The 18,954-nt window shown below is 65.9% G+C and carries 19 protein-coding genes; 11 read left to right on the top strand and 8 right to left on the bottom strand.

Features of this window, described 5'->3' with window-relative positions; genetic code table 11:
- Positions 1-90: 90 nt before the first annotated feature.
- On the bottom strand, positions 91-585 hold the full coding sequence (locus tag shn_RS10035; RefSeq protein WP_064330271.1) for a MarR family winged helix-turn-helix transcriptional regulator: 495 nt from the start codon (positions 583-585) through the stop codon (positions 91-93).
- Positions 586-632: 47 nt separating this feature from the next.
- Between shn_RS10035 and shn_RS10030 the strand changes: the two genes are divergently transcribed.
- The 4 genes from shn_RS10030 (at position 633) to shn_RS10015 (ending at position 3,469) form a co-directional block, all read left to right on the top strand.
- The gene (locus shn_RS10030; protein ID WP_064330270.1) at positions 633-1,541 is read left to right on the top strand and encodes an alpha/beta hydrolase; all 909 of its coding nucleotides are present in this window, start codon (positions 633-635) and stop codon (positions 1,539-1,541) included.
- Between the two features lie 73 nt (positions 1,542-1,614).
- Entirely contained in the window at positions 1,615-2,223 is a 609-nt protein-coding gene (locus tag shn_RS10025; RefSeq protein WP_064330269.1) for a pyridoxamine 5'-phosphate oxidase family protein, read from the top strand.
- Positions 2,224-2,301: 78 nt separating this feature from the next.
- The gene (locus shn_RS10020) at positions 2,302-2,688 is read left to right on the top strand and encodes a hypothetical protein (RefSeq protein WP_064332523.1); all 387 of its coding nucleotides are present in this window, start codon (positions 2,302-2,304) and stop codon (positions 2,686-2,688) included.
- Between the two features lie 19 nt (positions 2,689-2,707).
- A complete protein-coding gene (locus shn_RS10015; RefSeq protein WP_245337381.1) occupies positions 2,708-3,469 on the top strand; it encodes a M15 family metallopeptidase in 762 nt (253 codons plus the stop codon).
- Between the two features lie 35 nt (positions 3,470-3,504).
- On the opposite strand, the gene shn_RS10010 is transcribed toward shn_RS10015, so the two are convergent.
- From shn_RS10010 to fumC, 3 genes are all read right to left on the bottom strand, one after another.
- On the bottom strand, positions 3,505-4,152 hold the full coding sequence (locus tag shn_RS10010) for a L,D-transpeptidase (protein WP_064330268.1): 648 nt from the start codon (positions 4,150-4,152) through the stop codon (positions 3,505-3,507).
- 295 nt (positions 4,153-4,447) lie between these two features.
- A complete protein-coding gene (locus tag shn_RS10005; protein WP_064330267.1) occupies positions 4,448-5,518 on the bottom strand; it encodes a GGDEF domain-containing protein in 1,071 nt (356 codons plus the stop codon).
- A 167-nt stretch (positions 5,519-5,685) separates the two neighbouring features.
- A complete protein-coding gene (gene fumC, locus shn_RS10000) occupies positions 5,686-7,134 on the bottom strand; it encodes a class II fumarate hydratase (protein WP_371328593.1) in 1,449 nt (482 codons plus the stop codon).
- Between the two features lie 472 nt (positions 7,135-7,606).
- Between fumC and shn_RS09995 the strand changes: the two genes are divergently transcribed.
- The gene (locus tag shn_RS09995) at positions 7,607-9,481 is read left to right on the top strand and encodes a murein L,D-transpeptidase (RefSeq protein WP_064330265.1); all 1,875 of its coding nucleotides are present in this window, start codon (positions 7,607-7,609) and stop codon (positions 9,479-9,481) included.
- A 69-nt stretch (positions 9,482-9,550) separates the two neighbouring features.
- On the opposite strand, the gene shn_RS09990 is transcribed toward shn_RS09995, so the two are convergent.
- A complete protein-coding gene (locus shn_RS09990) occupies positions 9,551-10,225 on the bottom strand; it encodes an HAD family hydrolase (RefSeq protein WP_064330264.1) in 675 nt (224 codons plus the stop codon).
- Between the two features lie 202 nt (positions 10,226-10,427).
- Here shn_RS09990 and rpiA point away from each other — a divergent pair, with 202 nt between their 5' ends.
- The 3 genes from rpiA (at position 10,428) to gor (ending at position 13,341) form a co-directional block, all read left to right on the top strand.
- The gene (gene rpiA / locus shn_RS09985; protein WP_064330263.1) at positions 10,428-11,126 is read left to right on the top strand and encodes a ribose-5-phosphate isomerase RpiA; all 699 of its coding nucleotides are present in this window, start codon (positions 10,428-10,430) and stop codon (positions 11,124-11,126) included.
- Between the two features lie 18 nt (positions 11,127-11,144).
- Entirely contained in the window at positions 11,145-11,690 is a 546-nt protein-coding gene (locus tag shn_RS09980; RefSeq protein WP_064330262.1) for a DUF2059 domain-containing protein, read from the top strand.
- 262 nt (positions 11,691-11,952) lie between these two features.
- Positions 11,953-13,341, top strand: coding sequence for a glutathione-disulfide reductase (gene gor / locus shn_RS09975; protein WP_064330261.1), 1,389 nt, complete (start codon positions 11,953-11,955; stop codon positions 13,339-13,341).
- Here the strand turns inward: gor and shn_RS09970 are convergent.
- Positions 13,319-14,221 carry a LysR family transcriptional regulator gene (locus shn_RS09970; RefSeq protein WP_064330260.1) on the bottom strand — a complete coding sequence of 301 codons (903 nt, stop codon included), beginning with the start codon at positions 14,219-14,221 and terminating at the stop codon, positions 13,319-13,321. The genes gor and shn_RS09970 overlap by 23 nt on opposite strands.
- A gap of 145 nt (positions 14,222-14,366) precedes the next feature.
- Here shn_RS09970 and shn_RS09965 point away from each other — a divergent pair, with 145 nt between their 5' ends.
- The 3 genes from shn_RS09965 (at position 14,367) to shn_RS09955 (ending at position 16,672) form a co-directional block, all read left to right on the top strand.
- Complete coding sequence (locus tag shn_RS09965) at positions 14,367-14,597, top strand: hypothetical protein (protein WP_145925897.1); 231 nt, start codon at positions 14,367-14,369, stop codon at positions 14,595-14,597.
- A gap of 183 nt (positions 14,598-14,780) precedes the next feature.
- Positions 14,781-16,154 (top strand): class II 3-deoxy-7-phosphoheptulonate synthase, encoded by a 1,374-nt coding sequence (locus shn_RS09960; RefSeq protein ID WP_064330258.1) that lies wholly within the window; start codon positions 14,781-14,783, stop codon positions 16,152-16,154.
- 122 nt (positions 16,155-16,276) lie between these two features.
- Positions 16,277-16,672 (top strand): GFA family protein, encoded by a 396-nt coding sequence (locus shn_RS09955; protein ID WP_064330257.1) that lies wholly within the window; start codon positions 16,277-16,279, stop codon positions 16,670-16,672.
- Between the two features lie 36 nt (positions 16,673-16,708).
- On the opposite strand, the gene shn_RS09950 is transcribed toward shn_RS09955, so the two are convergent.
- Together shn_RS09950 and shn_RS09945 are read right to left on the bottom strand one after the other, a co-directional pair.
- Entirely contained in the window at positions 16,709-18,430 is a 1,722-nt protein-coding gene (locus tag shn_RS09950) for a pilus assembly protein TadG-related protein (protein WP_064330256.1), read from the bottom strand.
- Positions 18,431-18,432: 2 nt separating this feature from the next.
- On the bottom strand, positions 18,433-18,855 hold the full coding sequence (locus tag shn_RS09945) for a TadE/TadG family type IV pilus assembly protein (protein ID WP_064330255.1): 423 nt from the start codon (positions 18,853-18,855) through the stop codon (positions 18,433-18,435).
- Between the last annotated feature and the right edge of the window lie 99 nt (positions 18,856-18,954).

Raw genomic sequence — 18,954 nt, 5'->3', positions numbered from 1 at the left:
TCCTGCCCAATAGGTGCGACGGCGATCTTGCTTTGCCGCCGGCGCCTGTGAAATCCCGCAGGTGCGCGTCGGCGTGCACCCGTCTCCGGTTCACCGGAATTTCGCCAGGGGGGTATCGTCGGGTTCATCGCTCTCCATCGTCTGGAGAATGCGGATGATGTCCTCCATCGCCTCGGCGACCGCGAGGCAGCGCTCGGCCGGTGCTTGCGAGAGGGTGCGGTCGATGAGGCCGGTCTGGATGGCCATCGCCTCCTCGGTCAGGCTGCGACCCGTCCCGGTCAGCGACAGGCGGAGCACACGCTTGTCCTTGGCGTCGGCCCGGCGCTCGATCAGGCCGCGCTTTTCGAGCTGCGGCAGCAGCATGCTCATGTTGGAGCGGCCGACGAGCAGCTTGCGGGCGAGGTCCTGCTGGGAGATGCCGTCGAAGCGGTAGAGGTTGATCAGGATGTCGAGATGCGGCGGCTTGATGCCGAGGTCGGCGATCGCCCGGCCCATCGCCTGCTGCATGAGCTGGCAGGCGCGTCCCACGCCGATCCAGCTGCGAAAGCGCGGATGATCCCAGGGGAAGGCTTGATTTTTGTTCATCGTTGTACTTTATTGTTCAATATTGAACATTTTTCTGGAATCCCACTATGGCATCCTTTGGCTTGAAGGTCATCCGGCTGGCGCTGTCCGGCGTGGCCAGGATTTCTCCCGATGCGGCCGGCCGCGCCGCCTTCCGCCTCTTCGCGACGACGCCCGGCCGCCGGCCGCGCACGGCGAAGGAGAAGGAGCTTTTCGCGCGTTCCGAGGGGTGGATGCGGCAGGCGGAGCGCGTGCCGCTCGCCTTTGCCGGCGGCAGGGCGGTCGCGCACCGCTTCGCCGCCCGCCCGTGCCAGAGCTTTTCCGGCCGGGTGCTCGTGGTGCACGGCTGGGGCTCGCGCGCGGCCTATCTCACGGCGCTGACGGAAGCGCTGGTCGCCGCCGGCCACGAGGTCGTGGCGCTCGACCTGCCGGGGCATGGCGCCTCGGGCGGTCGCACGCTGACGCTGCCGATGGCCGTCCGGGCGATCGATGCGGCCTGGCAGCGCTTCGGCGGCTTCGACTATTTCTGCGGCCATTCCTTCGGCGGCGCCTCGCTCGCCTGTGCGGCGAGCGGCCTCGTGCCGTCGGTGCCGGCGCACCGGCCGCGCCGGCTGGTGACCATCGGCTCGCCGAGCGAGATGACCTGGCTGTTCAAGGACCTCGGCCGTTTCCTCAAGCTCGGGCCGAAGGCGCAGGTCGCGCTGGAGAACCATGTGGAGCGCATCGCCGGCGCGCCGCTTTCGGCCTTCGACGCGGCCAACGGGGCAGGGCGGCTGAAATCCCCCATGCTGGTGCTCCATGCTCAGGACGACAAGGAGGTGCCGGCGCTGCACGCCCGGCGCTACGCCGCCGCCGGCCCGAATGTCACGCTCGAATGGGCGAACGGTTTCGGCCATCGCCGCATCGTTTCCGCCGAGCCGGTGATCGACCGCATCGTGCAATTCCTTGCGGAGGATGCGGCGCGCATCGCCGCCTGACGGACTTTTCGTCACGCGCCTGTCATGCAAGGGTGCGATGCGCCGCAGCGGTCGCACAGCACGGGAGACAGGCATGAGCATCGTCACTTCGGTCGAGGAACTGAACGCGCTTTACGGGGTCCCGGGCGAGGCCTCGCTCGTCAAGGTGACGGACTACCTGCTGCCGGAATACCGCACGATGATCGAGGCCTCGCCCTTCATGGCGCTCGCCACCGTCGGGCCGGAAGGGCTCGATTGTTCGCCGCGCGGCGATGCCGGCGCCGTCATCCATGTCGAGGACGAGCGCACCTTGATGCTGCCCGACTGGCGCGGCAACAACCGCATCGATTCGCTCTCCAACATCGTGCGCGATCCGCGCGTCGCGCTGATGTTCCTCATCCCCGGCTCCAACACGACCATGCGCCTCAACGGCCGCGCCGTGGTGCGCATCGATGCCGAGATCACCGGGCGCTTCGTGATGGACGGGAAACATCCGCGCTCCGTGGTCGTCATCACCATCGAGGAGGTCTATTCGCAATGTGCTCGCGCCGTGCTGCGCGCCGACCTCTGGAATCCGGAAAAGTTCCGCGATACGGCGTGCCTGCCGACGGTCGGGCAGATGCTCGCCTCGGCCAGGAAGGGGTTTGACGGCGCTGCCTATGACCGGGAATGGCCGGGCCGCGCCGCCAAGTCCATGTGGTGAGCGCCGGCGAATATCCCGCCGCCGTCGCCCGTCTTGTTCTCGATGATGATCGGCCTTGGCCGGAACGTGGAGCAGGGAATGCGAAAAGGACTTTTTGCGGCGGCTTTCGCCGTCGTGCTTGCGGTTTCGACCGGGGCGGCCAGGGCGGACGAGCTGATTGAGAGCTACGGCGCCTATATCGGCCAGGACGATCTCTACAATTCCAGCAACGAGCGCCTGACGCAGCCCTGGCAGGTCATCCGCCAGGATCGCGCCAACGTGCACCGCTTCGGCGTGCGCCAGCCCGGCGACGATCTCGACAGCTTCTTCGCTTCCCCGCGCAACCGCGAGCTTGCCGAGCGCATGATCCGCGCCGGCCGCATCGAGCGCAGCGCCGCCCGCCGGCTGCTCGATGGCGACGTGCAGATCTACGTCGAAATCTGGCGCGGGGCGGGAGGCGACTATATCAACATCTCGGTCAACTAGCCGCCGCCTCGTTGCGGCCGTGCTCCTGCTGGCCGCGTCCCCGGCCGGCGCGGCGGAGCCCGATCTTGCGGCCCGCCTGGAGCTGCTGGTGGCCGCCTATCCGGAAAGCCTTGCCGGTATCGAGGGAAACGCGCTCCTCTTCAAGGACGGCGGGCCGCCGCTTCAGATCGACGACGGCAGGACGAAGGACCACCAGGCGGCGCTCGCCGCCGGCGATGTCGAGGACAGCCTGCGGCAGATCTATCCGCTGGGGGCTTGCGAGAGGACGCCGGAGGTCGATTTCGACCCCGGCCGCATCCGCAGCGACGCGCTGATGATGCGGCTCTACGGGGCCTCGGCGAAGGCGGTCTCGGCCGATCTCGTGCCGGTCAAATGGTTCGGCGAGACGCTGCGCGTGACGAAGCGGCAGGGCGCGGCCGCGGCCTTGGAGAAGGTGCGCGACGAACTTGTCGGCAGGCCGGAGCTGAAGCGCTACCTCTCGCCCTCGGCCGGCGTGTTCAACTGGCGCAAGGTCTCCGGGGCGAAGAACATGTCGGTGCACAGCTTCGGCGCGGCGCTCGATCTCAACACGAAGTTCGCGGACTACTGGGTCTGGTCCGGCGGCAAGCCCGGCAGGGTGCCGACATACGCCAACAAATATCCGCTCGAGATCGTCGAGATCTTCGAGCGGCACGGCTTCGTCTGGGGCGGGCGCTGGTATCACTACGATACGATGCATTTCGAGTACCGCCCGGACCTCATCGCGATCGCAAAGGCGGCAGGCGCTTCCGCCTGCCGCTGATTGGATCGTGGGGGCCGCCCGCCTCTTCCGGGAAATCAATCGCGGACGATGACCGTCACGCCCGTCGTGACCTGGGCATAGAGGTGCTCGACATCCTCGTTCGCCATGCGGATGCAGCCGGACGACTGTGCCTTGCCGAGCGAGGAGGGCTGGTTGGTGCCGTGGATGCGGTAGATGGTGGAGCCGAGATAGATGGCGCGCGAGCCGAGCGGGTTGTCGAGGCCGCCCTTCATCGAGACCGGCAGGATCTTGCCCTTCTTGGCCTCGCGGGCGCGCATGTCCTCCGGCGGCGTCCAGGTCGGCCATTCGCTCTTGCGCGTCACCTTTTCCACGCCGGTCCACAGGAAGCCTTCGCGGCCGACGCTGACGGCGTACTTCATGGCAAGGCCGGAGCCGAGGACGTGGTAGAGGCGGCGTTCGGAATTGTCGACGATGATCGTGCCCGGCGCGACCTTCTCGTTGAAGGCGACGAGTTCGCGGGCGATCGGCGCGCGGGAGACGGCGGCGATCTTCTTCTCCGACTTGACCGGCGTGCCGCCCGAGAGCACCTGCAGCCAGCCCGTCTTCTGGGCGGAGGAGGAGAGCGAGGCGACCTCGATCGGATCTACTGCCTTGTCGGCGGCGACGGCGGCGCCTGCGGTGGAAAGGAGGCCTGCGATAAATGCGATGGCGAGCGTTTTCATTGTCCTGGTCCCTGTCGTCGGCCGGCGGCTTCATGCCCGGCGCCTTGTTCTGATAGGGACGTTGTAGGACAGCGCTGCCGGCCACGATGTTCCGGCGGGAACAGGTTCGTCAGAACGGCTGGATCCAGACGAGGCTGCTCAGCATCAGCGCGGCGATCATCGTCAGTTCGAAAAATCCGGTTTGCATGGCACGATCCTCCCACGCCCGGAACGCGCGGGCGCCATCATGGTTCCCGTCGGAGGCAAAATGCAGAACGGCGCCCGCAGGCGCCGTTTTCGAGGGGAACAGGCCCGCTTACTTGCGGTAGATCAGCCAGCTCTTCGTGAAATCCTTCTTCATGCCGTCCTCGAAGGGCATGGTGCGGTTGCGCCCGCCGTTCTTGGCGCAATAAAGGGCGATGTCGGCCTTGGAGTAGAGTTCGCCCGGGCCATCCGCCCAGGAGGCCATGCAGAAGCCGAGCGAGATGGTGATCGGGCCGTAATTGACGCCGGTCTTGGAATTCTTGAAGGGCGTGTGCTCCAGCGCGACGCGGATGCGCTCGGCGATGGCCATCGCCTCTTCTTCGGTATTGCCCTCGACGATCATGGCGAATTCCTCGCCGCCGGTGCGGGCGACGAGGATGTCCTTGCGCACGTTCGCGCGGATCAGGCTGCCGACGGAGGCGAGGATCTTGTCGCCGACCGGGTGGCCGTAGGTGTCGTTGATCTTCTTGAAATGATCGATGTCGGCGAGGATCAGCGCGGTCACGTTGCGCGACATCGTCGAATTGTAGATGGCGGAGAGCTTGTCGTCGAAGGCGCGGCGGTTGGAAAGCTGCGTCAGCGAATCCGTGTTGGCGATGCGCTTGTACTCGTCGAGCTCCTTGCGCACATTGTCCATCTCGATCGATTTCTGCGCGACGTTCTGCACCATCTCCTTGCCCTGGTTGATGGTGTCGCCGGTCGCTTCCGTCAGAACGCCGATGACGCTCTTGATGATGTCGACGCTGGTGGCGTTCTTGCCGGTGATGCGCACGAAGGTCTCGTCGAGCAGCTTGTTGTAGCTTTCGAGCGAGGTCTGCTCCTGCTTGAGGAGGCGCAGCAGGCCTTCGAGCTCGCCGACGATCCGGGTATGCGCGCCGTCGATGGCGTTGGCGCCGTGGTGGTGGCCGAAATATTGCGCGCCGATCTCGTCCAGTTCCTCCTGGGAGGCCTTGCTGCCGAGCGCCGCCAGTTCCCGCGTCAGCTTGGGATTGGAGCCGATATAGGCCTCATAGAACAGCTCGTAGTTTCGCGGAATGGGCGAAACACCCATTATGCGCATCGCATAGGTCACTTGCGCGGCGATATCCGGCACCTGGACCTTTTGCGCAACGGCCGTGTTCATGTCGGCTGCTCCTGATTTCCTTCGTTGGCTCCCGACCCGCAAAATAAGACTAAAATGCTTTGGGAATTATTAACGGTTGTAGATGCCGCAGGGGAAAGCAGGCAGTAAAAAAGGCCGCAGATTCAATGATCTGCGGCCCGTGTAGAAGAATGTTCGAAAATTCTGCCTCAACCCGGCATAATCATTTTTTCCGGACGCACAACCGCGTCGAATTCCTCGTTGGTGACGTAGCCGCCGCCGACGGCTTCCTCGCGCAGCGTCGTGCCGTTCTTGTGGGCGGTCTTGGCGATCTTGGCGGCGTTGTCGTAGCCGATCTTCGGGGCGAGCGCAGTGACGAGCATCAGCGAGCGGTCGAGCGCCGCCTTGATGTTGTCCTCGCGGGCCTCGATGCCGGTGACGCAATTGTCGGTGAAGGAGATCGCGGCGTCGGAGAGGAGCTGGACGGATTGCAGGAAGTTGTAGGCCATCAGCGGGTTGAAGACGTTCAGCTCGAAATGGCCCTGGCTGCCGGCGAAGGTGAGGGAGGCATGGTTGCCGAAGACCTGGGCGCAGACCTGGGTCAGCGCCTCGCACTGGGTCGGGTTGACCTTGCCGGGCATGATGGACGAGCCGGGCTCGTTTTCCGGCAGCGCCAGCTCGCCGAGGCCCGAGCGCGGGCCGGAGCCGAGGAAGCGGATGTCGTTGGCGATCTTGAACAGCGCGGCGGCGGCCGCGTTGATCGCGCCATGCGAGAAGACCATGGAATCGTGGGCGGCCAGCGCCTCGAACTTGTTCGGCGCGGTCTTGAAGGCGATGCCGGTGATCGCGGCGATGTGCTCGGCGACCTTTTCGGCGAAGCCAACCGGGGCATTGAGGCCGGTGCCGACGGCGGTGCCGCCCTGGGCGAGCTCGCACAGGCCCGGCAGCGTCAGTTCGATGCGCTTGATGGAGGAGGCGACCTGCGCGGCGTAGCCGGAGAATTCCTGGCCGAGCGTCAGCGGGGTGGCGTCCTGCGTGTGCGTGCGGCCGATCTTGATGATGTGGTCGAAGGCCTTGACCTTCGCTTCCAGGGCCGCATGCAGGTGCTTCAGCGCCGGCAGGAGGTCATGGACGATGCGCTCGGCGCAGGCGATGTGCATGGCCGTCGGGTAGGTGTCGTTCGACGACTGGCTCATGTTGACGTGGTCGTTCGGGTGCACCGGCTTCTTCGAGCCCATGACGCCGCCGAGCATCTCGATCGCGCGGTTGGAGATCACCTCGTTGGCGTTCATGTTCGACTGTGTGCCCGAGCCCGTCTGCCAGACGACGAGCGGGAAGTGATCGTTCAGCTTGCCGTCGATGACTTCCTGGGCGGCTTCCGTGATCGCCTTGCCGATCTCGGGGTCGAGGCGGTTCAGCTCCATGTTGGCGCGGGCGGCGGCCTGCTTGACGATGCCGAGCGCGCGCACGACCGACAGCGGCTGCTTTTCCCAGCCGATCTTGAAGTTGCCGAGCGAGCGCTGGGCCTGCGCGCCCCAATAGCGGCTGTTGTCCACCTCGATGGGGCCGAATGTATCCGTTTCCGTGCGCGTCGATGTCATTGTGCTTCCCGCTAAATACCCATGCGCTTCGGTGAGCCGCCGGCGATGCCGCCGCATGGGAGGCGGCAGGCCGGGAACGCGCGTGCCCCCGGGGCTGCGCGCTGGCGCGAAAAAATCGCGCAAATCTCTGGCCCATCTGCGACGGGGTTGCAAGGGGCGGAATGATCCTGCGGGACGAGACTTTCGGTTAAAATCGATTAGGCCGGCGCACGGCCGCCGACGGTCCGGCCGGGCTTTCGACGCTGTGCCTTTTCCATCACAATCGTCCGCTTGTTTTTTCGCGCCCGCCAGGCGGAATTTTCCCGATTTGCGTTTCCTGCAGAAAAAATCGACGGCAATTCAAATTTTTACGGGGCCTCGTCCGTCTGGCTTGCCAGGGGCTGGCGTCACGGATTCGTGAGGTTTTGCGGGGGCTGCGGGAAGGGGCGTTTCCTTTTCATCAACCATCCTTTCCTATAACTTACCGGCCTGCTGGTTCGGGCGCCGCCAGAGACCGTGACGTACGGTTCATTCGGGGAATGGAATATAGATGAAGCTTACCAAGACTGCCGTGCTGGCCGCCACGCTGGCCCTTTCCTGCGCCACCGTTTCGCTCCATGCGACACCCGCCAACGCCCTGACCGTGATGGAATGGCTGAACGGCAAGAAGAAGCAGAAGTCCGAGCCGCTTCCGGGCGTCACGACCGGTATTGCACTGCCCGGCGCCGAGGTGAAGCAGGAGGCCAAGCCGCTGCCGCGCGTCACCGGCCCGCGCTACTACACCTACAAGGCGGACGCCCTGAAGCGCGTCGCCGTCGACAAGCTGGCCGACCCGGTCGTCACCAGCTCCATCTCGGCCGATGTCGCGCCGGCCGGCGATGCCGGCGTGCGCGCCGCCTTCTCCAGCATCGACGTGCGTGCGACGCCCGATGCCGCCAAGGCGGTCGAGACCTTCTACGGCACGCAGAAGAAATTCGTCTGGATCGACGGTACCGGCATCAACGACAAGGCGAAGACCGCCATCGCCGTGCTGGCCGACGCGGCCTCCGTCGGCCTCGACCCCTGGGACTATGCGGTCAAGATTCCGGCGGAAAGCTTCGACGGCGCCGACATGAGCGCGCGCTACAGCGAGCTTGCCGCCTTCGAGGTCGGCCTTTCCGCCGCCGTTGCCACCTATGTGCAGGACGCCGTGCGCGGCCGCATCGATCCGAACCGGATTTCCGGCTACCACGATTTCAAGCGCAAGGACGTCAACCTCGTCGCGGCGCTGAAGAACGTGGCGATGAGCAGCAATGTCAGGGGCTATCTCGAAAGCCGCTCGCCGGCGAGCGCCGATTTCCAGGCGCTGAAGGCGGAGCTTGCCAAATTGAAGGCCGAGACGGCGGGCGATGACCGCGTCGTCATCGCCGAGGACACGCTGCTGAAGCCGGGCCAGAGCAATCCGGAGCTCGCCAATGTCGTCAAGGGCATCGTCAAGCACGGTTCGGATGCGCTGAAGACCGATCATTCGCTCGCCATCGCCACCTACAAGGACACGCCGGAATACACGCCCGAACTGGTCGCGCTCGTCGAAGCCTTCCAGAAGGAGAACGGGCTGAAGCCGGACGGCGTCGTCGGCAAGGCGTCGATCCGCAAGCTCACGGGCGGCGATTCGGTCGCCGACAAGGTCGCCAAGCTGGAAGTGGCGCTGGAACAGGCGCGCTGGCTGCCGGTCGATCTCGGCGCTCGCCACGTCTTCATCAACCAGCCGGCCTTCCAGGTCTATTACTACGAGGACGGTGCGGAAAAATTCTCGATGCGCACGGTGGTCGGCTCGAAGTCGAACCAGACCTATTTCTTCGAGGACAAGGTGCAGACCGTCGAGGTGAATCCCTATTGGGGCGTGCCGCAGTCGATCATCATCAACGAGATGCTGCCGAAGCTCCGGAACGACCCGTCCTATCTCGACCGCATGGGCTACGAGGTCGCCGTCGGGGGGCGCGCGGTGGCGTCCTCCTCGGTCAACTGGTACGGCTCGACCGCGGGCGTCTCCGTGCGCCAGCCGCCAAGCGGCGACAATGCGCTGGGGGAACTGAAGATCCTGTTCCCGAACAGCCATGCCATCTACATGCACGACACGCCGTCGAAGAGCTTCTTCAAGAAGGACATGCGGGCGCTGAGCCATGGCTGCGTGCGCCTTGCCGAGCCGCGCAAGATGGCGGCCGCCGTGCTGGGCATCAGCGAGGAGGAGGTCGGCAGGGAAATCGCCGCCGGCAAGAACAAGGCGCTGAACGTCAAGGCCGATATCCCGATCTACATCGCCTACTTCACCGCCTGGCCGAACAAGGACGGCGTGGTCGAGTATTTCGACGACGTCTATGATCGCGACAGCTACATGCGCAAGGCCTTTGCCGCCACGCAGAAGGCGCGGCAGATCGAGGGCTGAGGGTTTTCGACCCCGCGTAGGCCGCCGGAAAAAGGCGACGTATCCTCTGGATGCGTCGCCTTCGCCGTTTCAGCGGGCGATGAGGCGCTCGATCAGGTCGGGCGTCAGTTCGTCGAAATGGCTGATGACGTGGTTCGGCTCAAGCGCGGCGACGGGCACGTCCGAATAGCCGAAGGGAACGCCGATCGAGGGCACGCCGGCATTGCGCGCGACGAGCATGTCGTTGAGGCTGTCGCCGATCATCACCGTGCGTTTCGGGTCGGCCTCGGCGAGACGGACGGTGCCCAGCAGGTGCTCGGCATCGGGCTTGCGCACGGCAAAGGTGTCGCCGCCGGTGATCGCGGCAAAGCGCGGGGTGAGGGCGAGGCCGTCGAGCAGGCGCCGGGCGAGGCCTTCCAGCTTGTTGGTGCAGACGGCGAGGCGGTAGCCGGCGCCGGCAAGGCGATCCATGGCGTCGACAAGGCCCGGATAGGGCACGGATACGCCGGGCATGGCTTCGGAATAGTGCTCGACGAAGGCGGCAAGCATGCGCTGCAGCTCCTCATTCGAGATTTCCCGACCGCGCAGCGCGAAGGCGCGCTTGATCATCACCTGGCCGCCATGGCCGACGAGATAGGTAAGGTCGTCGTAACCGACGGGATCGAGGCCTTCGAGGCCGATCGTGTGGTTGAGGCTTGCCACGAGATCGTGCGCCGTATCGATGAGCGTACCGTCGAGATCGAAGACTACGAGAGAAGCGGACATGGGAAAACCTTGTATGGGGAGGAGGCGGGCAGGCCCTTCCGGTATGCGATGGCGGCGGCATTTGCAATCGCCTTCTCCGCCCCGGCCGGCGCGGGACGGGCGGCGATTTTGGCTTTCGTTTGCCGGCGGGGGCGTGTAAGTGTCTCACCGGAAATCCGGCCGCTTCGGCGCCGGCCTACGACCATTCAAGGAGTTTTGGGCCATGGACGCCCGGGAAATGAAGATCAAGGCCGCAGAGGTCGCGCTCACCCATGTAGAGGATGGCATGCGCCTCGGCATCGGCACCGGATCGACCGCCGAGGAATTCGTGCGGCTCCTCGCCGAGAAGGTCGCTGACGGCCTGAAGGTCGAGGGCGTGCCCACCTCCGAGCGCACGGCGCGGCTCTGCGTCGAGCTCGGCGTGCCGCTGAAATCGCTCGACGAGCTGCCGGAACTCGACCTCACCATCGACGGCGCCGACGAAGTCGACGGCAGGCTGCGCCTCATCAAGGGCGGCGGCGGCGCGCTGCTGCGCGAGAAGATCGTCGCCAGCGCCTCGACGCGCATGATCGTCATTGCCGACGAGAGCAAGGTGGTCGAGACGCTCGGCGCCTTCAAGCTGCCGATCGAGGTCAATCCCTTCGGCCTCACCGCCACCCGCATCGCCATCGAGAAGACGGCGGCCCGCCTCGGGCTTTCCGGGGCGATCGCGCTGCGCGCCTCGGGCGACGGCACCTTCATGACGGATGGCGGACACTACATTCTCGACGCATCTTTTGGCCGCATTCCTGATGCAGATGCGCTCGCAAGCAGCCTCAATGACATTCCCGGTGTCGTCGAACACGGACTCTTCATCAACATGGCGTCGCTGGCCATCATCGCGGGACCCGCGGGTGCGCGCACGCTGACGGCAAAAGACTAGACAGGAGCACAGACCGACATGATCAAATTTGCTGGTTTCGGCCGGACCCTCGCGGCGACCCTCATCGTTTCGGCAGCGCTTGCCGGCGCCGCAAAGGCGCAGGACGTCACCGACGAGCAGGTCAAGGCCGCCCGCGCCGCCATCGACGCGATCGGCGCGACGAACGGTTTCGACAACATCCTGCCGGGCCTTGCCGTTCGCATCAAGGCGACGCTCGTCCAGGCCTCGCCGAACCACGAAACGGAAATCAACGCCACCGTCGACGAGCAGGCGCTCGCGCTCGCGCCGCGCCGCGCCGACCTGGAGCGGGAAGCCGCGACGATCTATGCCAAGACCTTCACCCAGGAAGAGCTGAAGGCGATCGCCGACTTCTACAGCTCGCCCGTCGGCAAGAAGCTGCTCTCGGACGGCCCGATCGCCACGCGCGAAGTCATGAAGGCCGCCGAGATCTGGGCCGTCGGCGTCGACCGCGACCTGCGCGCCGAAAGCGCCAAGAAGCTCAACCCGATCCTCGGCGCCGCCGCGCCGGCCGAGGGCGGCGAAGCGCAGCCTGCGCAGCAGTGATCGAATGACGAAAGGGCGGCGCAAGCCGCCCTTTTCCGTTGTGCCGCCCCGTCTCCGGCGCTGAGCGATCTCCTGCCGGTCGCGCCCGAGCCGCGCTTCTGGCGATGCGAAGGGGAGGGAAAGCCGGCATGCCGGGCTGCGGCGACGTGGTCTTTCCCTTTTGGCCCGGCTGTTCCTATATGTGTAGCGCCCGGCGACGGATTCGCGAGCGCCGGCCCCCGTCAGACGGCCGTCCGGCCAGGCTTGCCCGCAGGAGATCACCATGCCGACATTCGACTACGACCTCTTCGTCATCGGCGGAGGCTCCGGCGGCGTGCGCAGCGCGCGTCTTGCCGCCAGCATGGGCAAGAAGGTGGGTATCGCCGAGGAATTCCGCTTCGGCGGCACCTGCGTCATCCGCGGCTGCGTGCCGAAGAAGCTCTACGTCTATGCCTCGCAGTTCCCCGAGCATTTCGAGGATGCCGCCGGCTTCGGCTGGCAGGTCGGCGAGACGCGCTTCGACTGGCAGACGCTCGTTGCCGCCAAGGAGAAGGAGATCACCCGCCTGGAAGGCCTCTACCGCAAGGGCCTCGACAATGCCGGGGCGACGATCCTTGCGACCCGCGCCGTGCTCGTCGGGCCGAACACCCTGCGCCTGACGGCGACCGACGAACTGGTGACGGCCGAGCGCATCCTGATCGCCGTCGGCGGCCATCCGACGCCGCATGCCGACCTTCCCGGCCATGAGCTCTGCATCAGCTCCAACGAGGCCTTCGACCTGCCGGAGCTGCCGAAATCCATCCTGATTTCCGGCGGCGGCTATATCGCCGTCGAGTTCGCCAACATTTTCCATGGCCTCGGCGTCGAGACCACGCTGATCTACCGCGGCAGGCAGATCCTGTCGCGGTTCGACCAGGACATGCGCCAGGGCGTGCAGGCGGCGATGATCGCCAAGGGCATCCGCATCCTCTGCGAGGACATCATCACCAGCGTGAGCGAGGCGGCGGGCGGCGGGCGCACCGTCACGACCAAGGCGGGCGAGACGCTTGCCGTCGACCAGGTGATGCTGGCGCTCGGCCGGGTGCCGAACACCGGCAGCCTCGGCCTGGAGACGGCGGGCGTGGCGATGGACGAGCGGGGAGCGGTCGTCGTCGACGCCTATTCCCGCACCAACGTGCCGGGCATCTTCGCGCTCGGCGACGTGACGGACCGCGTGCAGCTCACCCCCGTCGCGATCCACGAGGCGATGTGCTTCATCGAGACGGAGTTCCGCGGCAACCCCGTTTCGCCGGACCACGACCTCATCGCCACCGCGGTCTTCTCCCAGCCGGAGATCGGCACCGTCGGCCTCAGCGAGGAGGCGGCGGCAAAAGCCTTCGATGAACTGGAGGTCTATCGCGCCGAGTTCCGACCGATGAAGGCGACGCTTTCCGGCCGGCAGGAGAAGATGATCATGAAGCTCATCGTCAATGCGGCCGACCGCAGGGTGGTGGGTGCCCATATTCTCGGCCACGAGGCCGGCGAGATGGCGCAGCTCCTCGGCATCTCGCTGAAGGCCGGCGTCACCAAGGACGACTTCGACCGCACCATGGCGGTGCACCCGACGGCATCGGAGGAACTGGTGACCATGTACCAGCCGAGCTACCGCGTCAGGAACGGACAGCGGGTCTGACGGACGGTTCTTTCTCGTCGGTCAGCCGGCCGGCGAAGCGATCCTCGTGGCGCTTGAAGAGGCTTGCGAGGCGATCGAGGACAAGCCGCATTTCCGGCCGGTGGCGGTCGTCGTCGTTGACGGCAAGCCAGAGCGGATGGGCGAGCGCCTCGATCGGTTCGCCCTCGCGCACGAGCGTCGGCATGGCATCGCCCACGAAGGTCGGCAGCACGCCGCGCCCGGCGCCGCTTGCGATCAGCCGGGCGAGCACGGCCGGCGCGTTCGTCCAGGTGTGGATCTGCGGCTCGTGGTTGCGGAAGACCCATTTTTCCGCATCGGAAACGGCGACCTCCGTGCCGATCGAGACCCAGGGCAGGTCCGCCTCGAAGGCGAGGTTCGCGGCGCGATAGACCGCATAGGCGACGGTCACCGACTTGCGCACGGCGACATTGCCGGACTTGGGCGTGCTGTGGAAGAGGGCGATCATGCCGTGGCGATAGGTCAGGTCCCCACCCGCCGGCAATTGCTTGCAGCAGAGGCGGAAGCTGTCGGCGGGGCTGCGCAGCTCGCTCGTGTTCTCCGCGACGAAGCCGATCAGCCAGATATCGCCGGCAATGGCGACGATGGGCAGCGCGAAGGCGTCGCCGTGCCAGCGGGTGATGTCGGCGGTCGTGCGGCGGATCGTCTGGACATGCTCGAACAGCACCATGCCGTCCGGCGCCAGCCGGTAGCCCTGCTGGCTGCGGATGAAGAGCGTGCGGCCCATGGCCCGCTCCAGCGCCAGCATGCGCCGGCCGATCGTCGGCGCGCTGGCGCCCGTGATCGCCGCGGCGCCGGCAAGCCCGCCTTCCGCCGCGACATGGAAGAAAAGCTGCAGATCGCTCCAGTCGACTTCCGACATGCATCGCTCCCGTTGAATGCCCCTTTCTAGCGCAAAAGCCGCCGGCCGGCATCGCTCATCCGTGAAACGGGCGTTTCATTTCCGCCTCTACGCGCGCCGCGAAGCGGTCGCTATCTCGGGAAGGACACCGAAACAGGAGGCCATCATGAGCCCGGAATGGATGATCGCCCTCGACAGGGCGGAGACGGATATGCGGAGGCGCCGGACGGATCCCTTGTCCGATCCGCTGGAAGCGGAAGCCTGGCGGGGCCTGGAGACGGTGAGCGCGCTTCTTTCGCGCCTCCTCAACGGTCGCGGCCGGCCGGAGCCAAGGGGCACGCGACGGGTCCTGCCGGACCGGGGCGTTGCCTCGCGTGCAATCCTGCGTCGCTTCTAGGCCAGACCCGTCGCCCCCGGTGCTCTACAGCCTGTCCCGGAGCGGAGGGCGCAACCGTCGCAAATGCGTCTTTGCTGCTGGAACTGCGGCTATGCAAGACCCATCTAACGGTTTATAAGCCCGCATCTTCAAACGGACGTGGCGCCCCCGGTCATTGCGGGCGCATCAGGACAGGTGAGCATCATGGCAGAGAATTGGACCCCGAGTAGCTGGCGGCACAAGCCCATCCAGCAGGTTCCTGACTATCCCGATCTCGCCGCATTGGCGGCGACAGAAGAGCGCCTTTCGAAGTTTCCGCCGCTCGTCTTCGCCGGCGAAGCACGGCGCCTGAAGGCCTCGCTCGCCAGCGTGGCGGAAGGCAACGGCTTCCTGCTGCAGGGCGGCGACTGTGCCGAAAGCTTCGCCGAACACGGCGCCGACACGATCCGCGACTTCTTCCGCGCCTTCCTCCAGATGGCCGTGGTGCTGACCTTCGGCGCCCAGCAGCCCGTCGTGAAGGTCGGCCGCATCGCCGGCCAGTTCGCCAAGCCGCGCTCCTCGGGCATCGAGAAGCAGGGCGACGTGACGCTGCCGTCCTACCGCGGCGACATCATCAACGGCATCGAGTTCACGGAAGAGGCCCGCGTGCCGAGCCCGGAACGCCAGATCATGGCCTATCGCCAGTCTGCCGCGACGCTGAACCTCCTGCGCGCCTTCGCGATGGGCGGCTATGCCAACCTGGAAAACGTGCACCAGTGGATGCTCGGCTTCGTCAAGGACTCGCCGCAGGCCGAGCGCTACCGCAAGCTCGCCGACCGGATTTCCGAGACCATGGATTTCATGAAGGCGATCGGCATCAGCGCGGAAAACCATCCGGGCCTGCGCGAGACCGATTTCTTCACCAGCCATGAGGCGCTGCTGCTCGGCTACGAGCAGGCGCTGACCCGCGTCGATTCGACCTCGGGCGACTGGTACGCGACCTCCGGCCACATGATCTGGATCGGCGACCGCACGCGCCAGGCCGACCATGCGCATGTCGAATATTGCCGCGGCATCAAGAACCCGCTCGGCCTCAAGTGCGGCCCGTCGCTGACCGCCGACAACCTGCTGGAACTGATCGATCTGCTCAACCCGCAGAACGAGGCGGGCCGCCTGACGCTGATCTGCCGCTTCGGCCATGACAAGGTGGCCGAGAACCTGCCGAAGCTCATCCGCGCCGTCGAGCGGGAAGGCAAGAAGGTCGTCTGGTCCTGCGATCCGATGCATGGCAACACGATCACGCTCAACAACTACAAGACCCGCCCGTTCGAGCGGATCCTGTCGGAAGTGGAAAGCTTCTTCCAGATCCACCGCGCGGAAGGCACGCATCCGGGCGGCATCCATGTCGAGATGACCGGCAACGACGTGACGGAATGCACGGGTGGCGCGCGGGCGCTGTCGGGCGACGACCTCGCCGACCGCTACCACACGCACTGCGATCCGCGCCTCAATGCCGACCAGGCGCTGGAGCTCGCCTTCCTTCTTGCCGAGCGCATGAAGGGCGGCCGTGATGAAAAACGTATGGTTGTGAACGGCTGATCGCCATCCGTTCATGCTTCGGTCCCGTAGATTAGCGGAACTGATGCAAACATTCAGGAATGTGAATTTGACAGGACCGGGCCGGCTCGCAAAGCTGGCCCGGTTTTCGTTTGGGGGAATGCATGAGTGAAGAGCATACGGGGCATTGCCTTTGCGGCGCGGTGCGCTTTCGCACCCGCGGGCCGCTGCGCGAGGTGATCGCCTGCCATTGCAGCCAGTGCCGACGCCAGACCGGACATTTCTACGCCGCGACCAATGTGCGCGACGATGCGATGGCGGTCGAGGGCGGGGAGAATGTCACCTGGTACCGGGCGAGCGACACGGCGGGGCGGGGGTTCTGCCGCATCTGCGGTTCGGCCCTGTTCTGGAAGGGCGACAATACGGATTATACCTCGATCATGGCCGGCACCTTCGACCAGCCGACCGGACTGGTTATCGGCAAGCACATCTTCTGCGCCGACAAGGGCGACTATTACGAGATCGAGGACGGCGCGCCGCAATATGCGCAGGGCCATTGAGGCGCACTTTTTTCCTCTCTTGCCGCTTTTCCCGCTCTACTGAACCAATGCCGGGCGCTGGCAGCGCACACCCGTGACGCGGATATCCGCCTCGCCGACCCGGACGCCCGCGAGGATCAGGAGGTTGTAGAGCAGTTCGTCGATGGCGGGCGTCACGGCGCCGAGCGTGCTGCCGAGCGCCGACGTGATGCCCGGGATGCCGATCGACAGGCCGAGCAGCTTGACGTTGATGTCGACGTCGAGATTGCCGAAGAGGGTGCGGACCGTGGAGGTGAGCTTGTCCCGCGTCGAGACGGATTTCGTCGTTCCGGCGGCGATCTCCGTCGGCGTATAGGTGAGGCGGGTCCGGCCGAGATTCTTCACCTCGGCATGGGCGATGGCGTCGATGCTCAGGAGGGCGGAATCGACGATCCGGGCCCTCTGCACGCGCGCCTTGTCGGAAAAATCCGAGAGGACGGACGGGTCGACCTTGCCGACGGCGACCTCGGCGACGCCGGGAACCGCCTCGACCACCACATTGGCGTTCACCGGCGAGCCGCCGAAGCAGCGGATATCGCTGAGCTTCGCCTCCGAGGCCGCGACCTCGACATAGAGCGGCAGCTTGATGCGCAGGCCGGCGAGCGCGGCAAGGCCGTCGATGCCCACTTCCACGGAAAGCCGCGTCTGGGCGCTGCGCACCGCGCTGCCCGGCGCGCCGAGCCGATGTGCCGGCGTTTCCACCGGCGGTTCGCCGATCGCAAGGTTCACCTTCACCGCGGCAAGGCCGGGCACGACGGCGCCGACATCGAGCGCCACCTGGTTCGCGCCGTTGGCGAGCGCCGCCGCGGACGTGATCATCTGCAGCGCGTTGATCGACATCTTCCAGTCGCCGCCGGTCGCCACCGCAAGGCCCTTCTTCGGGTCGAGGTTGAGGATGCGCGAGAGCGGCAGCTTCGCCTTGCTGGCGGCGGTTGCCTGCTCGATGAGATGGAGCGCCGAGCGCACGGGGCCGGAAAGGCCTTCGACGGCACGCATGGAGGCGAGGAGCTGGGGCATGGTGATGCCGGCATTCAGCACGTCCTCATAGGTGCCCGCCGTCAGGTCGAGCTTCGCGGCGACCGCTTTCAGGAACGGCTGAACGGAGATGTCGGTATCGACCAGCGCCCGGTAGTCCATGACGTTGAGCGAGAGGTTGGTGCCGAGCAGCTTGCCCAGAAGCGCATTCAGGATGCCGTCGTTGAGGCTGGCGAGGCGCGTGCCGATGGAAAAGGCCGCCGTCTTGGAGCGGGCGGCCGCGCCGGTCGCCGAGAGAAGCGGCGATCTGGGCGTGAAGAGGGCGGCGACGAAGAGGTCCGAGGCGCGGGTGAGCGTCACCCGCGCGGCGTCCGCATCGGCGCTCGCCGGTTTGAAGCGTTCTTCCGGTGCGATGTCCGGATCGGCGGTGTAGCGCCCGCGCTCGACGAGGGCGGTCGCCGGCGTCACCCTGGAATTGACCGCCGTCATCACGGCCGGGATGGTGGTGCCGTCCTTGCCCGTCACCGTGACGGGCAGGTTGTTCAGCGCGAAATAGCCGGCGGCGGATTTTTCCGCTTCTCCGACATTGGCGGCGGCGGCGATGGCGGCGAGGTCGGCCGCGGCCTGCAACGTGCGCTGCTGCACGGTGAGGTAGCCGTAGTCGACACCGAGGGCGAGCGAGAAGATGAGCAGCGGCAGGCTGATGGCGGCGAGCGTGCCGATATTGCCGTCGCGCTCGCGAAGAAGGCTGCGGGGGCGTTTCATGCTCACAGCCCTCCCACGCGCACGGTGGAATACCGTTCGATCGTCGGGCTCGGCAGGGCGAAGGTGAAGAGATTCCAGATCGGCAGATCGCCCGAATCATAGGTGATCGTGACGGTGAACTGTTCCGGATTGGCCGGATCGTCGGTGACGACGACCCGCATCTTCGTCCGGTTGAGGAAGGCATAGTCGAACCGCGAGGCGTCGAGATAGCGGTTGACCAGCGAGACGCGCTCGGTCTGGTTGAGGCCGGCGACCGCCGTGCGGGCGGCATCCGCGGCCACCTGCTGCACGGCATGGGTGACGCTGAGATAGATGCCGTAGGCGATCAGCGTGAAGAGGATGAGGAAGAAGAGAGGGGCGATGATCGCGAATTCCAGCGCCGACGTGCCGGCGCGATCCTTCGACAGACGGGACAGGGCGTACATGACATCTCCTTCTTGGGATTGTCCGACGACAAGGCTGTTGCGCATCCCGATGGATGCAGCTTTATCGTGCGCCCAGAGTCTTAATTTCTCCTATAGATT

The sequence above is a fragment of the Shinella sp. HZN7 genome (assembly GCF_001652565.1).
Classification (GTDB): Bacteria; Pseudomonadota; Alphaproteobacteria; order Rhizobiales; family Rhizobiaceae; genus Shinella; species Shinella granuli.
The sequence above is the reverse complement of the archived record's forward strand: the minus strand, read 5'-3'. Positions and strand labels throughout refer to the sequence as shown.